Genomic DNA, 14,297 nt, shown 5'->3' on the forward strand with positions numbered 1-14,297 from the left:
GCGACAGTTCCGGGCATCTTGTCGGCGAGCCTTACCAGGTGCCGCTGTTCTCCATCGACTTCCATGGTTCGGCGGGCTCAAGAGCGTCACCCTTCTGCAGCAGCTCGATCGAGATTCCGTCGGGCGACTTGACGAAGGCCATGCGGCCGTCACGCGGTGGACGGTTGATGATGACACCGTTCTCCATCAGCGACTGACACAGGTCGTAGATATTGTCGACAACATAGGCGAGATGTCCGAAATTACGGCCGCCGTCATAGTCTTCCGGATCCCAGTTGTAGGTTAGTTCGAGAAGAGGCGCCTGTTCGGCCAGCCCGCGCTCCTTGTCTTCCGGCGCGGCCAGAAAAATCAGCGTGAAACGGCCGGCTTCGCTTTCATGGCGACGGATTTCCACAAGTCCCATTTTGTTGCAGTAGAAGTCGAGAGATGCATCGACGTCGGAGACTCGGACCATCGTGTGCAGATAACGCATTGGCTTTACCTCATGATTCTTGATGGGCGTAACGATAGGCGGAAAAGTCCATGAGGCAATGGCCGAAGGATATGCGGGGATGAATGAACAAGTTTTCAGGCGGGGCTTGCGCTGTCCTCGCAATACAATGTTAATGTTTTAATCAAGAATCACTTCAGTTGTTTGTGGCGCGTATTGGAGAGGCATCCGGATGGGGGAAAGGTCCTCAGAGAAAAACCAGGCTGACGCCGAGGCCCGCGGCGACGCGGTGGATCTCATGGAGATTACCGGCGTCATCAAGTGGTTTGACGTCGCCAAGGGGTTCGGTTTCATCATTCCGGACAACGGAATGGAGGATGTTCTTCTGCACGTGACCTGCCTGCGCCGCGACGGATATCAAACCGTTCTTGAAGGCACCCGTGTTGTCTGCGAAATCCAGAAGCGGGAACGCGGCTACCAGACATTCAGAATCATCTCCATGGACACTTCGACGGCGGTTCACCCATCGCAACTGCCGCCGGTCCGCACCCATGTGCAGGTCAAGCCGTCCAGCGGACTTGAACGCGCGATCGTCAAGTGGTTCAACCGGACCAAGGGGTTCGGCTTCCTGACCCGGGGCGAGGGGACGGAAGACATCTTTATCCACATGGAGACGCTCAGGCGCTACGGGCTGGCGGAGCTGCGGCCTGGCCAGGTGGTGCTGGTGCGGTTCGGCGACGGCGAGAAGGGCCTTATGGCGGCCGAAATCCATCCGGATATCGATGCGCCCATCCCGAATTCCCACTGACGCTGCCATGCGCCACTTCAAGCAGGTCGCGGCATTCCTGATTTTCCTGGTTCTGTGTTTCGGTCCCGCTGCCTTGGTGGCGGGTCCGCTTCCCGTCGATTCGGAACGGCTTTTCATCGATACTTCCAAGGGGTCGGTCGGTTTTACGGTCGAGCTGGCGCTGACACCCGAAAACCGGGCGACCGGATTGATGAACCGGCAGAGCATGGCAGCCGACCACGGGATGCTGTTCAGATTTGACCAGACACGCGACGTTCTGATGTGGATGAAAAACACGCCGCTCTCGCTTGATATGCTCTTCATCGCGGAGAACGGGCGGATCGCCCGTATAGCAGAGAACACGGTTCCCTATTCGGAGACCATCATCCCGTCTGGAAGCCCGGTCCGGTATGTGCTCGAATTGAATGCCGGAACGGCCGCGAAGACCGGTGTTTCGGTGGGTGACCGGGTGCGGCACCGGGTGATCGGCAACTGATTTGCCGCCATGTCCGGATAAGCGACGATTTGGAGTTGCGGGGCATGGCTTTCCGGTGTATCCGGGTCACGCCTTAGGCATCGGAGCGTAGCGCAGCCTGGTAGCGCATCTGGTTTGGGACCAGAGGGTCGGGAGTTCGAATCTCTCCGCTCCGACCACTTTTTTCGCATCCGGTTTCCGGACGTGATGAATTAGGGCGCCGTGTTCCGCCTCTTACGGTGGAAACCGCCATGAAGAGGGATTGGGACATGACCGCGAAAATCTATCGTCCCGCAAAGACAGCGATGCAATCGGGCAAGGCCAAGAGCCTCGACTGGGTTCTCGAATTCGAGCAGGAGAAGCCCCGCAGTATCGATCCGATGATGGGCTATACATCCTCCGCCGACATGAAGAGCCAGATCCGCATGACGTTCGAAACACGTGATGCGGCGGTTGCCTATGCAACCCGCAACGGAATTGCCTACCGGGTGGACGAGCCGAAGGAAAGCAAGCGGCGCCGGGTCGCCTACTCGGACAATTTCCGCTTTGACCGCCGCCAGCCCTGGACCCACTAGAAACCGGCGTTTGGCCGCATCGAATGTCTGGTCAAGCGTAACGGCCCCTTAGCTCAGCTGGATAGAGCACCGGCCTTCTAAGCCGACGGTCGCAGGTTCGAATCCTGCAGGGGTCGCCATTCGCATGACTGTCACTGCTTCGAGAGACATTTTGTTACCTGCAGCCGGACGACACACGCGGCGGGCATTTTCACACTTGCTCAAATGCCGTATAACATATGACATATCATGTGATGTTGCCTTTGATTATCGCAGCGTTATCGAAACATCGGATTCGAAAGAGACATTATGCTGGTGACGGAAACCGCCCTCCATCTTGGTCCTGAGCTTGCACGTGCTTTAAACCGGATCGATTTCTTCCGGCTGTTCAAATCCCTGACGGACAGTCATGGTTTTTCCCATTTCGGCGTTGCCGAGATCGCGGCTGAGGACCAGGGAATTGACTTCAAACACACCCATGCGCTGCACAATTTTCCGGTTTCCTGGTTTTGTGATCCTGGCAGCCTGGTGATCGGCGTGGACGATCCGGTGGTGCAGTATCTGCAACGCTCGTCGGCACCCGGCGTGTTGGACCTGGCGCAAACCCCGTCCGAGGTGCTGACACCGAGTGGATCAGCCGTTGCGGCAATCGTGCCGTTGCATGGGGCGAGCGGAAAACGGCATGGACTGGTCATGGTCGGAGACAATCCCGAGGTGGAACACCAGTCTCTTGCTTCGATTGCCCTCGATGCAGCACTGATCTTCCAACGCTATTTCGAGGTTATCCTGTCTCTGGATTCGATCAGCGGCCTGAGCGACAGGGAGTTGCAGATCGTCCGCTGGACGTCGGAAGGAAAAACGTCTGCGGAGATCGCGATCATCCTCGGACTGTCCGAGCACACGGTCAATTCCTACATTGCCGGGGTCCTGCGCAAGCTGCATGTCGTCAATCGGGCGCAGATGGTGGCATCGGCCATCCGCAGCGGTCTGATCACCTAGAAAACGGGAGGCCAATCATGAGTGACACACGGAATGACACTCCTGTCAGGGTGTTGCTGGTCGATGATGATCCTGCCGAGCACGTTCTGCTCAGGCGCAAACTCGAGAAAGCCGAGGGCAAGGCAGTCGATCTGGACTATGTGGGAGATATCGAGGCAGCCGTTGAAAAGGTGAAATCCGGCGCGATCGACATGGTGTTTCTGGACAACCGCCTGGTGCCCAACAACGATTTCCGGGAAACCGCGCCGCAGCTCAGACAGGCCGGGTTCATCGGACCGATCGGAATCATTTCATCGGATATCAGCGGCAAGTATTTCGAGCAAATCAGGGAATACGGCGTCGATTTCAAAATTGGCAAGGACGAGATCGATCGCACCGTCATAAGTTTCATCATCGAAGAATACACGAAAGAGCAGCTTTCCGACACATGCTCCGAAGACTACATGTGACCCGGTCACCGGCCGTGCGGGACCTGTAAGCCCGATGCAGCTGTCCCCAGAGAATCTGCTCAAGGCTCTTTACGACACTTTGCCGGACCCGGTTCTTGTCGTTGACGGCAATCGACAGGTCGTAGCCGCCAATGCCGCAGCAACGGAAAAATTTGGTTTCACCCGCGAGGAGCTGGTCGGGATGAATGCCGTTGGCCTCTATGCCTCCAGTGTGGATGCAGAGGAGATGCGCAACGCGGTTTATCCCCTGAGCCTGAAGGTCGATCCCATACACCGACGCCTTGACCTCAGACGCAAGGACGGCAGTGTGTTTCCGGCCGAACTGACTGTGAGCCGGCTCGAAACGGCCGATGGAGAGGCGATCGGTTCAGTCGCCCTGGTCCGCGATCTCAGCGAAGTCTACAAGGCGCGGGCGAAACGCTTGCGGGCGGAAGCAATACTGAACACCGCTCTGGATGCCATTGCGGAAGGGTTTGTCGTCTATGACGATCAGGACCGGCTGGTGCTGTGCAATGACGCTTACCGTGAGATCTACGCACTGTCCGCTCCAGCCATAAGGATTGGCAATACATTCGAGACAGTGTTGCGCTACGGGCTGGAACACGGTCAGTATCCTGATGCCGGGGAGACGGTTGAAGAACAGGATGAATGGCTGCGGATGCGGCTGGAACGGCATAACCGGCCGGGGGACCCCTTCGTCCAGCATCTCAATCCGGACAGGATCATGCTGGTCGAAGAGCGCGTGACCGAGCAGAATTTCCGGGTCGGTGTTCGAACCGATATCACGGCGTTGAACAAGATCAGGAGTGAGGCAGAACAGCTCGGCCTGATCATCGAGGGGGTCAAGCAGGAAGTCTATCTGATCTCCGTCAAGAACGGCCGGATCATCAGCGCCAACAAGTCGGCGCGTGAGAACCTCCAGTACAGCATGGAGGAACTGCGCAACCTCAATCCGCTCGATCTGAATGTCGGGCACAGCCCACTGGAAATTGCCGAGAAGATTGCCCCGATCGTTTCGGGGGAAACAAAGGTGCTGGTCACCGAGACCTGCCACCGGCGCAAGGATGGAAGCACCTATGACTGCAGGGTGCGGCTGGAATTGATGGATGAGACACCGGAACCGGTGATCCTGTCCTTTGCCGAAGACATTACCGAGCGGCGGGAAATCGAGCGGGCGCTGGCGCGCAAGGAGCATGAATTCCAGACGCTGGTGCAGAACATTCCGGATTTCATTACCCGTGCAACGCCGGATACCACGCTGACCTATGTCAACGAGCACTATGCCCGGTTTGTAGGGCTTTCTGCAGACGAGATGATCGGGCGGAAATTTCTCGAGTTTGTGCCGGAGCAACACAAGCCATTGCTGATCGCGCATCTATCGAGCCTGTCGGAGGAACGGCCTCTGAAGGCGAGCGAGCAGGCGATGGTTGATTCGATGGGTAAGCACTTCTGGTACCAGTGGTCAAACCTGATGGTGTTCGAGGACGGCGAACCGGTGGAGCTCGTCTCGGTGGGGCGCGACATTTCCGAGATCCGGGAATTCCAGACCAGGATAGCGGACCAGTCCAGGGAGCTCGAGCTGCGCAATGATGCACTCGAGCAATTCAGCGGGATCGTGTCGCATGACCTGAAGGCGCCGCTCAGACAGATCAGGCTGTTCGCAGACATGATCGCCGAAGATGTCAGTGCGGGAAAGACAGATGAGCTGGCACAGTTCTCGGGCTACATCTCAGATCGAGTCAGTTCGATGGAGCGGATGATTTCGAATCTGCTTGAGTTTTCCCAACTGGCCTATCAGCAGATCAATCCGGAGAGTTTCCGGCTGTCCGAGGCGTTGGCTGCGGCCTGGGATAACCTTGCCGTCAACGTCATCGAGGTCAAGGGACGGCTCGAACTCGAAGCGGATATCTCCGTTGACGGTGACCGAAACCTTCTCACCCAGATGTTTCAAAACCTTTTCGCCAATTCACTGAAATATGGCCGGAAGGGGGTGGCAGTGGTTGTCCGCGTGCATGCCAGAACCGGTCCGGAGGGGGTGAAGATCATCGTTGAAGACAACGGCATCGGAATCGATCCGGTGCAGTCGGAAAGAATTTTCGGCGTGTTTCAACGTCTGCATGTCGATGAAAAGCTTTATTCGGGCACGGGAATCGGGCTGGCACTTTGCCGCCGCATCGCCGAAAGCCATGACGGAAGCATAGTGCTCGATACGGAGTACCGGAATGGCGCCCGGTTCGTGGTTTCCCTGCCGGTTTGAGGGCGCGGGCTATCAGGCGGCTTTAGCAGCGTCCAGGCCGCGCTCGATGTCAGCCATCAGGTCCTCCACATCCTCAAGTCCGATCTGCAGCCTGATCACCGGACCCTCCTTGGGTGGCAGGGCAACGGTCCTGTCGCTCAGGTTGGCGTGGACGGCGAGGCTTTCATAACCACCCCAGGAGTAGCCCAGCCCGAAGATCTCAAGGGCATCAAGGAAAGCATGTGCCTTGGCCTGGTGCCTGGCGGTGTCGGCCACGTCGAGAACGATCGAGAAGATGCCGGACGACCCGGAAAAATCGCGCTTCCACAACGCGTGCCCCGGAAAGCTTTCCAGTGCAGGATGCAGCACCCTGGCAACGCCAGGCATGTTTTCGAGCGCGCGGGCAATCGCCAGGGTGCTTTGCTGGTGCCGGTCCAGCCTGACCCCCATGGTGCGCAATCCGCGCAGGGTCATGTAGCTGTCGTCCGGTGCGGCGCAAACGCCCAGCATCGCAAAGGCCTTCCACAGCGCAGGCCAAGCCTGCTTGTTGGCCGAGACCGTGCCGATCAGGACGTCCGAATGACCGGCCGGGTATTTCGTGGCGGCGTGAATGGAGATGTCCACGCCATGATCGAGCGGTTTGAAAAAGAGCGGCGTGGCCCATGTGTTGTCCATCGAGACCAGCGCGCCGTGCGCATGCGCAACCTCGGCAATAGCCGGGATATCCTGCATCTCGAACGTGTTGGAGCCAGGCGCTTCGGTGTGGACGAGCTTTGTATTGGGCCGGATCAGACTTTCGATATCCGCCCCGATTGCCGGGTCGTAATAGCTGGTTTCAACGCCGAACCTGGCCAGCATGCCGTGGCAGAAGTTGCGCGTCGGGGCGTAGACTGAATCGACGACGAGCAGGTGGTCTCCGGCACTTAGCGTGCCCAGGAAAGGAACGGTAACGGCTGCGAGGCCCGAAGGCAGCGCTACGGTTCCTTCCGAGCCTTCCAGTTCGTTGATAGCGGATGTCAACGCGTCGGTGGTCGGGGTGCCGTAGGTGCCGTAGGTGTATTTCTGGTCACGGGAGACCATGGTGGCCGAATCGGGGAAGAGGACGGTCGATGCGTGGACCACCGGAGGATTGACGAAACCGTGGAAGCTGCGCGGATCATGACCGGTATGGGCCAGCCGCGTGTTGATGCCCGTTTGCGAAGTCTTGCTCTTGCTGCTCATGCCGGATCCGTCTGCCTGGGAGTTGCATCATTGGGGTGTCTTCAGGCGGAAAGATCTATCGTGAGTGGTCGGCAATCACAAGAACCGGCAGCAGCTGCGCTCAGGGCGACGATTTGTGTCAGGAGAGGCGGCCGTGCTGCGTCAGAGTGACTTATTCCGCCTGTCCGCCGAGGCCGAAATTATCATGCGAATCGTTTGATTTGACAATTTTCGACCATGGAAGACTTGACCCATGGCGGATTTCGGCATGGTATGCTTGGGCGCTAAGAGATACGGCTGAGAGCCAGGTAAATGGCTCCTGCCGCCTTTGTCGCACCCAAAACAGGGCAACAGAAAAAAAGGTTGTATCAAATGAACAAAAAGATTCTGTCGGCTGTCGTTGGCATCGCTGCCGTTGCTGGCATGGGAGCATCTGCTGCTTCCGCCGCGACTCTCGATGATGTCAAGGCAAAGGGATTCGTCCAGTGCGGCGTCTCCACCGGCCTCGCCGGCTTTTCCGCTCCGAACGACGCAGGTGACTGGTCGGGTATCGACGTTGACCTTTGCCGCGGTATTGCTGCAGCCGTCTTCGGCGACGCAACCGCTGTGAAGTTCAGCCCGCTTTCGGCCAAGGAGCGTTTCACCGCTCTGCAGTCTGGCGAGATCGATGTGCTTTCGCGCAACACCACTTGGACCATGAGCCGTGACACCCAGCTGGGTCTCAACTTTGCCGGCGTGAACTACTATGACGGCCAGGGCTTCATGGTGCGCAAGTCGCTCGGCGTGAATTCCGCGCTGCAGCTTTCGGGCGCTTCGGTCTGCGTGCAGACCGGAACAACCACCGAGCTGAACCTGACCGACTATTTCAAGGCCAACGACATGACCTACAACCCGGTCGTGTTCGAGAAGCTTGAAGAAGTGAACGCTGCCTATGACGCCAACCGTTGCGACGTCTACACCACCGACCAGTCGGGCCTGTATTCGATCCGCCTCGGCCTGTCGGCTCCCGACGAGCACATGGTTCTTCCGGAAGTGATCTCCAAGGAGCCGCTCGGCCCCGTGGTTCGCCAGGGTGATGACCAGTGGTTCAACATCGTCAAGTGGGTTCACAACGCCATGCTGAACGCCGAAGAAATGGGCATCACGTCGGCCAATGTCGATGAAATGGCCAATTCCACCGACCCGAACGTCATGCGTCTGCTCGGCAAGGAAGGCACTTTCGGCGAAGGCATCGGCCTTGGCAACGACTGGGCCTACAACGTGATCAAGGAAGTCGGCAATTATGGCGAAGTCTTTGAAGCCAATGTCGGCGCTTCGACCCCGCTCGGTATCGCACGCGGCGTGAATGCGCTGTGGTCGAAGGGTGGTCTGCAGTACGCACCGCCGCTTCGCTAAGCACCCAAAACTGAAAGCGGGCTCTTCGGGGCCCGCTTTCTCCGGTTCCATCCGGAACCGCAAGAACCTGACGCAACGACGGCAGGCAATCAAACGATCCGGCCACAAGGTCCGGACGAAAAGAGTTGGGGACAGACATGGCTCATCAAACAGGCGTCTCAGCTGACGCTGACGATGCCGGACGCGTATCGTTGATGAATGATCCCAAGGCGCGTGGCCTTGTATTCCAGGCATTGCTTATCATTGCCGTCATCTTTCTGGTGTATTCGGGTGTAAGCAACGCCATTGACAATCTGGCGCGGGCGGGAATTGCCTCCGGCCTCGGATTTTTCGGTGAACGTGCCGGTTTCGATATCGGCCAGTCCTTCATTCCCTATACCAATGACAGCACCTATCTTCGGGCCTTCTTCGTCGGTCTGCTGAACACGATGGTGGTGGCCATCATCGGTATCTTCCTTGCCACGGTGATCGGTTTCATCGTCGGTCTTGCCAGGCTGTCGAAAAACTATCTGGTGCAGAAATTCGCCACCGTCTATGTCGAGACGCTGCGCAACATCCCGCTGCTGCTGCAGCTGCTGTTCTGGTACAAGGCAGTGCTTTCCATCCTGCCGTCGCCGCGCGCCGTTGGACTGGAGCCTGGCGTCGAGGTGGTTTTCAACCTCAACAACCGCGGGCTCTACATGCCGCGCATCGTCCCGGAGGGCGGGGCCCAGTTCATTCTCTTTGCCTTCATCATCGCGGTCGTCGCCTGGTTCTTTATCGGCCGCTGGGCCAAGAAGCGGCAGATGGCTACCGGCCAGCAGTTTCCGGTCTTCCTCACCGGGCTGGCTCTGGTGATCGCGCTGCCGCTGCTGACCTTCCTGGTGACCGGCATGCCGATGTCGCTCGAATATGCCAGCCTTCAGGGTTTCAACATGGTTGGCGGCTGGGTGATCCAGCCCGAGTTCATGGCGCTTCTTCTGGGGCTGTCGCTCTACACGGCTTCGTTCATCGCCGAAATCGTCCGCGCCGGTATCCTGGCTGTGTCACATGGTCAGTCGGAGGCAGCCTTCGCGCTGGGTCTCAGGCCAAACCTGACCAGCCGTCTTGTGGTGGTGCCTCAGGCGATGCGGGTCATCATTCCGCCGCTGACCAGCCAGTTCTTGAACCTGACCAAGAACTCTTCGCTGGCAGTTGCCATCGGCTACCCTGACCTTGTGTCGATCTTCGGCGGTACGGTGCTCAACCAGACCGGACAGGCGGTGGAGGTGATCTCGATTACCATGCTGGTCTATCTCACCCTTTCTCTGCTGACTTCGGCATTCATGAACTGGTTTAACTCCAGTGTCGCACTGGTGGAGCGCTGAACCATGGAAACACTCCCAACTTCAATACGGTATGTTCGCTCTGAAGAAAGCCCGACGATGGCGCCTCCGGTTTCGACCGGTGGTGTCGGTGGCTGGCTCAAGGAGAACCTTTTCGCAAGCACGCGCGACACGATCCTGACCATCGTGACAGCCCTTTTCCTGCTGTGGATAATCCCACCTATCATCGACTGGGCCTTTATCAGCGCGGTCTGGACCGGTGACAGCCGCGAAGCCTGCCTTGGGCCAGGAACCGGTGCCTGTTGGGCCTTTGTCGAGGCCAAGTTCGGTCAGTTCATCTATGGACGCTATCCGATCGAGGAACGCTGGCGGGTCAACCTGTCCGGGCTTCTGCTGATCGCCGGCCTTGTCCCGATCGCCATCCCCTCGGTGCCCTACAAGCGTGAGAACGCGCTTTATCTGCTGGTGGTCTTCCCGATACTGGCCTTCATCCTGCTCACCGGCCAGTTCGGGCTTGAACCGGTCGAGACGGCCCTGTGGGGCGGTCTGCTGGTGACCCTGGTCGTGGCGATCGTCGGTATCGTGGTGTCTTTCCCGCTCGGGATCCTGCTGGCGCTGGGGCGCCGGTCGGAGATGCCGATCGTCAAGATGTTCAGCGTGATCTTCATCGAGTTCTGGCGTGGCGTTCCGCTGATCACGGTGCTGTTCATGTCCTCCGTGATGTTGCCACTGTTCCTTCCGGACGGTGTGACATTCGACAAGCTGCTCAGGGCGCTGATCGGCGTGGCACTGTTTTCTTCGGCTTACATGGCCGAGGTGATCCGCGGTGGTCTGCAGGCGATCCCCAAGGGGCAGTACGAGGCAGCCAACGCGATGGCGCTGACCTTCTGGCAGGGCACACGTCTGGTGATCATGCCGCAGGCTCTGAAACTGGTCATTCCAGGCATCGTCAACACGTTCATCGGCCTGTTCAAGGACACAAGCCTTGTCCTCATCATTGGGCTGTTTGACCTGCTCGGCATCGTTCAGCAGAACATGAACGATCAGAACTGGATTTCACCTGCAACGCCGGCGACCGGTTTCGTCTTTGCCGCGTTCGTCTTCTTCATCTTCTGCTTCGGCATGTCGCGCTATTCCGCCTATATGGAACGGCGTCTCGATACTGGCCACAAACGATAAAAGGGAACTCAACCATGGCTGACAGCAACGCAGCAGCAACAGAAGGTGCCGGTCCTTCAAAAATGACCGTGTCGGAAACCGATGTGGCGATCGAGCTCATCGGCATGAACAAGTGGTACGGTGAATTTCATGTTCTCCGTGACATCAATCTCAAGGTCATGCGCGGCGAGCGCATCGTCATTGCCGGGCCTTCCGGCTCGGGCAAATCGACGATGATCCGCTGCATCAACCGGCTGGAAGAGCACCAGAAGGGCAAGATCATCGTCGATGGCATCGAGCTGACCAATGATCTCAAAAAGATCGACGAGGTTCGCCGCGAAGTCGGCATGGTGTTCCAGCACTTCAACCTGTTTCCGCACCTGACCATCCTCGAGAACTGCACCCTGGCGCCGATCTGGGTGCGCAAGATGCCGAAGAAGAAGGCCGAGGAAATCGCCATGCACTACCTGGAACGGGTGAAGATCCCGGAACAGGCGAACAAGTATCCGGGCCAGCTTTCGGGCGGTCAGCAGCAGCGTGTGGCGATCGCCCGGTCGCTGTGCATGAACCCGCGCATCATGCTGTTTGACGAGCCGACCTCGGCGCTCGATCCGGAAATGATCAAGGAAGTGCTCGACACCATGGTGGGTCTTGCCGAAGAAGGCATGACCATGCTGTGCGTCACCCACGAAATGGGTTTTGCGCGCCAGGTCGCCAACCGCGTGATCTTCATGGACCAGGGCCAGATCGTCGAGCAGAACGAGCCGGGCGAGTTCTTTGACAATCCCCAGCATGAGCGGACCAAGCTGTTCCTCAGCCAGATCCTGCACTAGGGTCGAAGGATATGGCACCGGGCGCCGGCGCTCGCCGGCCCCGTGTCTGGCGATGTCTGTTGGCCGCGGCGCTTCTGATACTCGTTTCATTGGGCCTCGGGACTGTTGTTCCGAGGCCCTTGTCGGCTTTGTTCCCTGTGGCGGATGCAACCGATTCCCGAGCTCTCGGCAACATGCGGACCGTTCTGGTGCTTTCCAGCGAGATCCATACCGATCTGGCGTTGCCGGTAACGCGTGAGGTGGCTGCTGACTTCGCATTCATGGCGGCCGACGGGCTTGACCCGGCCCAACCAGGTGTCGAGTATCTGATCGCCGGATGGGGTGGCCGCAGTTTTTACATCGAAACGCCGACATGGTCGGATCTCAAACCCGGTCCGGTGCTCAGAGCCCTGACGCTGGACCGGTCGGTGATGCATGTCGGACTTGCAGGTTACATCGACCAAAGCCATCCGACGGTCCGGACGATCGAACTCGACGAGGCATCCTTTCAACGTCTGCTCCAGTCGGTTCTTGCCAGCTTCATCCGAACGCCCGATGGCGTACCGGTTCTCGTTGCGGGCGCCAGCTACGGAGATTATGACCGGTTTTATGAGGCGGAAGGGCGGTTCAATGCAATCGTTGGATGCAATGTCTGGACCGCGCGGATGCTCAGGCAGGCGGGACTGGCGACCGGATGGTGGACGCCGTTGCCGGTTTTGCTGACCACAAGTCTCGGGTTGCACAATACGTCAAACCGGTTCGGTTACAGCCCTGTGGCGCGGTAGGCGTAAAGCCAGTCGAGTTCGGCTGCCAGGTTTTCCGGCTGCCGCAGCGCCAGAACCAGGTCCCGGCCGAGGCGGATCGGACCGCGGGCATGATAGGCGAACTGGTTGAAGGCACCGCGGGAACGGGCGCGGCCCACACGTGCCCGGCGCTTGGCCTGATAGGCCTGAAGCGTGGCGGCCAGTTCTCCTTCAACGCCGTTGCAAGCCTGGGCAAGTTCATAGCCATCCTCGATGGCCATCGCTGCGCCCTGGGCTGCGAAAGGTGTCATGGCATGCGCCGCATCGCCGATCAGTATGGTGCTCGCCCCATCATGCCAGGGGCCGTCGGGCAGTTCGTAAAGCGGCCAGCGCGTCATTTCCGGCGCTTGGCGCAGGATTGCGACCAGATCCCGGTGCCAGCCGGAAAAGGCGGTGAGCAGATCCTGGCGGCGGTCGGGCTGTTCGCGCTGGGCCCAGGTCTGGCCGGGATCGTTGCCTCGGGTGATCGCCACCATGTTGAACGTTTTTCCGTTCTCTAGCGGGTAGGCAACGAGGTGCGTTCTGGGTCCGAGAAGTGCGGTGACACTGGCCGGGTTCAACACCGAACGGGCAACATCTGCTGGCACCTTGAACCGCCAGGCAACCTGACCGGAAAAGCGTGGCGACGGCGCCCCCTTGATCAGCTTCCGGATCTCAGACCAGACGCCGTCGGCGCCGACGACAAGATCTGGGCGCGGCATTCCCAGGCGGTTGGCAAGGTCTCCCATTCCGGTCGCACTGATCCGCTGGCCCAGATGCAGATGGCAGCTGGGCTGGGTGTTGACCGCATCTAGCAGCAGTGTTTGCAGGTCGGCACGATGCATGACGCCATAAGGCGCACCCCACCGCTCGGCGGCAAACGCGCCACAGGGGACATGAGTGATCTTGCGCAGCGATCCGCCGGAGGCCAGCACAATCTCGTGCGGGTGGACCATTGCTCGCTGCAAGGCCTCGCCGAGCCCGAGTGCAATGAGGATGCGGCTCGCATTGGGCGAAACCTGGAGGCCGGCGCCGACTTCGCTCAAGGCCGGTGCCTGTTCGACAAGGTGAACTTCGTGGCCCGGGCGGGCGAAGGAGAGCGCGCTTGTCAGGCCGCCAATACCCGCGCCGATGATCAGAATGTTACGGACCGTCACTGCGTCCTCCCGACACGGCAAAGAGCATCTGTCTTTCGACCTGAAGGCTTTGAGAAAACGAAGGTCGGAAATCCGGGCAATGTTGTGTCCCGGGGTTGTGTCCCGGGGTTCTGACCCGGTGCCGTGTCCGCGGCTCTCACCCAGTCAATCCGGGCCGGAACGGTCTCAGGCTGCGGCGTATGCCCAGGAACAGCCTGCAGGCAGAGTGTCATCGCCGTGCAAAGCCGGATTGTACTTGTAGAGGGTCGAGCAGTAAGGGCAGACCTTCTCGCTGTCCGATCCCATGTCGAGAAATTCGTGCGGGTGATCGAAAGGCGGGTTGGCACCCACGCACATGAATTCCTTGACGCCGATTTCGATAGAGGCGTGTCCCGCGTCATTCTGGAAATGCGGGATTTTGTGGTCAGCCATAGATCTCTCCGTCGTGGCGAACTCGATTTCGAGCGGACCTTATACGCTGGTCCGGCAAAAGTGTAGCCGGTAATTGAAGACAGCGCTGATACTTGTGGGGAGCAATGCAGTCATCATCAGACCGGAACATTTGCAAGGCGACGGGATT

General features: G+C 58.9%; 15 protein-coding genes and 2 tRNA genes. 13 read left to right on the plus strand and 4 right to left on the minus strand.

What is annotated here, in order from left to right; translation table 11 throughout:
- Positions 1-31: 31 nt before the first annotated feature.
- On the minus strand, positions 32-472 hold the full coding sequence (locus GTW23_RS08075; protein ID WP_152008639.1) for a VOC family protein: 441 nt from the start codon (positions 470-472) through the stop codon (positions 32-34).
- 190 nt (positions 473-662) lie between these two features.
- Between GTW23_RS08075 and GTW23_RS08080 the strand changes: the two genes are divergently transcribed.
- The 8 genes from GTW23_RS08080 (at position 663) to GTW23_RS08115 (ending at position 5,951) form a co-directional block, all read left to right on the plus strand.
- Positions 663-1,238 (plus strand): cold-shock protein, encoded by a 576-nt coding sequence (locus GTW23_RS08080; protein ID WP_152008640.1) that lies wholly within the window; start codon positions 663-665, stop codon positions 1,236-1,238.
- A 7-nt stretch (positions 1,239-1,245) separates the two neighbouring features.
- Positions 1,246-1,713: a DUF192 domain-containing protein gene (locus GTW23_RS08085; RefSeq protein ID WP_252915334.1), complete on the plus strand. Its 468-nt coding sequence runs from the start codon at positions 1,246-1,248 to the stop codon at positions 1,711-1,713.
- A gap of 81 nt (positions 1,714-1,794) precedes the next feature.
- Positions 1,795-1,871 (plus strand) — tRNA-Pro (locus tag GTW23_RS08090).
- Between the two features lie 90 nt (positions 1,872-1,961).
- On the plus strand, positions 1,962-2,267 hold the full coding sequence (locus GTW23_RS08095) for an ETC complex I subunit (RefSeq protein WP_252915335.1): 306 nt from the start codon (positions 1,962-1,964) through the stop codon (positions 2,265-2,267).
- A gap of 42 nt (positions 2,268-2,309) precedes the next feature.
- Positions 2,310-2,386: transfer RNA gene (locus tag GTW23_RS08100), tRNA-Arg, on the plus strand.
- 169 nt (positions 2,387-2,555) lie between these two features.
- On the plus strand, positions 2,556-3,245 hold the full coding sequence (locus GTW23_RS08105) for a response regulator transcription factor (protein WP_252915336.1): 690 nt from the start codon (positions 2,556-2,558) through the stop codon (positions 3,243-3,245).
- A 17-nt stretch (positions 3,246-3,262) separates the two neighbouring features.
- Positions 3,263-3,694 (plus strand): response regulator, encoded by a 432-nt coding sequence (locus tag GTW23_RS08110; RefSeq protein ID WP_252915337.1) that lies wholly within the window; start codon positions 3,263-3,265, stop codon positions 3,692-3,694.
- Between the two features lie 34 nt (positions 3,695-3,728).
- Complete coding sequence (locus GTW23_RS08115) at positions 3,729-5,951, plus strand: PAS domain S-box protein (protein WP_252915338.1); 2,223 nt, start codon at positions 3,729-3,731, stop codon at positions 5,949-5,951.
- 12 nt (positions 5,952-5,963) lie between these two features.
- On the opposite strand, the gene GTW23_RS08120 is transcribed toward GTW23_RS08115, so the two are convergent.
- On the minus strand, positions 5,964-7,151 hold the full coding sequence (locus GTW23_RS08120) for a cystathionine beta-lyase (protein WP_252915339.1): 1,188 nt from the start codon (positions 7,149-7,151) through the stop codon (positions 5,964-5,966).
- A 351-nt stretch (positions 7,152-7,502) separates the two neighbouring features.
- Here GTW23_RS08120 and GTW23_RS08125 point away from each other — a divergent pair, with 351 nt between their 5' ends.
- From GTW23_RS08125 to GTW23_RS08145, 5 genes are all read left to right on the plus strand, one after another.
- Positions 7,503-8,525: an amino acid ABC transporter substrate-binding protein gene (locus GTW23_RS08125; RefSeq protein ID WP_152008647.1), complete on the plus strand. Its 1,023-nt coding sequence runs from the start codon at positions 7,503-7,505 to the stop codon at positions 8,523-8,525.
- Positions 8,526-8,662: 137 nt separating this feature from the next.
- The gene (locus tag GTW23_RS08130; RefSeq protein ID WP_152008648.1) at positions 8,663-9,871 is read left to right on the plus strand and encodes an amino acid ABC transporter permease; all 1,209 of its coding nucleotides are present in this window, start codon (positions 8,663-8,665) and stop codon (positions 9,869-9,871) included.
- Between the two features lie 3 nt (positions 9,872-9,874).
- Positions 9,875-11,008 (plus strand): amino acid ABC transporter permease, encoded by a 1,134-nt coding sequence (locus tag GTW23_RS08135; protein WP_152008649.1) that lies wholly within the window; start codon positions 9,875-9,877, stop codon positions 11,006-11,008.
- Between the two features lie 14 nt (positions 11,009-11,022).
- Positions 11,023-11,820, plus strand: a complete 798-nt coding sequence (locus tag GTW23_RS08140; RefSeq protein WP_152008650.1) for an amino acid ABC transporter ATP-binding protein — start codon at positions 11,023-11,025, stop codon at positions 11,818-11,820.
- A gap of 11 nt (positions 11,821-11,831) precedes the next feature.
- Positions 11,832-12,584: a TIGR02117 family protein gene (locus GTW23_RS08145; protein ID WP_252915340.1), complete on the plus strand. Its 753-nt coding sequence runs from the start codon at positions 11,832-11,834 to the stop codon at positions 12,582-12,584.
- On the opposite strand, the gene GTW23_RS08150 is transcribed toward GTW23_RS08145, so the two are convergent.
- Complete coding sequence (locus GTW23_RS08150) at positions 12,563-13,738, minus strand: FAD-dependent monooxygenase (protein WP_252915341.1); 1,176 nt, start codon at positions 13,736-13,738, stop codon at positions 12,563-12,565. The two genes, GTW23_RS08145 and GTW23_RS08150, sit on opposite strands and share 22 nt — an antisense overlap.
- A 165-nt stretch (positions 13,739-13,903) precedes the next feature.
- Positions 13,904-14,149 carry a zinc-finger domain-containing protein gene (locus GTW23_RS08155; protein WP_152008653.1) on the minus strand — a complete coding sequence of 82 codons (246 nt, stop codon included), beginning with the start codon at positions 14,147-14,149 and terminating at the stop codon, positions 13,904-13,906.
- Positions 14,150-14,297: the final 148 nt, after the last annotated feature.

The organism is Parahoeflea alexandrii (genome assembly GCF_024105735.1).
GTDB classification, from domain to species: domain Bacteria; phylum Pseudomonadota; class Alphaproteobacteria; order Rhizobiales; family Rhizobiaceae; genus Hoeflea; species Hoeflea alexandrii.

What these genes read in the sequence shown, in the direction of transcription:
- GTW23_RS08075 (WP_152008639.1), bottom strand. Translation starts at nt 472, where the DNA reads ATGCGTTATCTGCACACGATGGTCCGAGTCTCCGACGTCGATGCATCT.
- GTW23_RS08080 (WP_152008640.1), top strand. Translation starts at nt 663, where the DNA reads ATGGGGGAAAGGTCCTCAGAGAAAAACCAGGCTGACGCCGAGGCCCGC.
- GTW23_RS08085 (WP_252915334.1), top strand. Translation starts at nt 1,246, where the DNA reads ATGCGCCACTTCAAGCAGGTCGCGGCATTCCTGATTTTCCTGGTTCTG.
- GTW23_RS08095 (WP_252915335.1), top strand. Translation starts at nt 1,962, where the DNA reads ATGACCGCGAAAATCTATCGTCCCGCAAAGACAGCGATGCAATCGGGC.
- GTW23_RS08105 (WP_252915336.1), top strand. Translation starts at nt 2,556, where the DNA reads ATGCTGGTGACGGAAACCGCCCTCCATCTTGGTCCTGAGCTTGCACGT.
- GTW23_RS08110 (WP_252915337.1), top strand. Translation starts at nt 3,263, where the DNA reads ATGAGTGACACACGGAATGACACTCCTGTCAGGGTGTTGCTGGTCGAT.
- GTW23_RS08115 (WP_252915338.1), top strand. Translation starts at nt 3,729, where the DNA reads ATGCAGCTGTCCCCAGAGAATCTGCTCAAGGCTCTTTACGACACTTTG.
- GTW23_RS08120 (WP_252915339.1), bottom strand. Translation starts at nt 7,151, where the DNA reads ATGAGCAGCAAGAGCAAGACTTCGCAAACGGGCATCAACACGCGGCTG.
- GTW23_RS08125 (WP_152008647.1), top strand. Translation starts at nt 7,503, where the DNA reads ATGAACAAAAAGATTCTGTCGGCTGTCGTTGGCATCGCTGCCGTTGCT.
- GTW23_RS08130 (WP_152008648.1), top strand. Translation starts at nt 8,663, where the DNA reads ATGGCTCATCAAACAGGCGTCTCAGCTGACGCTGACGATGCCGGACGC.
- GTW23_RS08135 (WP_152008649.1), top strand. Translation starts at nt 9,875, where the DNA reads ATGGAAACACTCCCAACTTCAATACGGTATGTTCGCTCTGAAGAAAGC.
- GTW23_RS08140 (WP_152008650.1), top strand. Translation starts at nt 11,023, where the DNA reads ATGGCTGACAGCAACGCAGCAGCAACAGAAGGTGCCGGTCCTTCAAAA.
- GTW23_RS08145 (WP_252915340.1), top strand. Translation starts at nt 11,832, where the DNA reads ATGGCACCGGGCGCCGGCGCTCGCCGGCCCCGTGTCTGGCGATGTCTG.
- GTW23_RS08155 (WP_152008653.1), bottom strand. Translation starts at nt 14,149, where the DNA reads ATGGCTGACCACAAAATCCCGCATTTCCAGAATGACGCGGGACACGCC.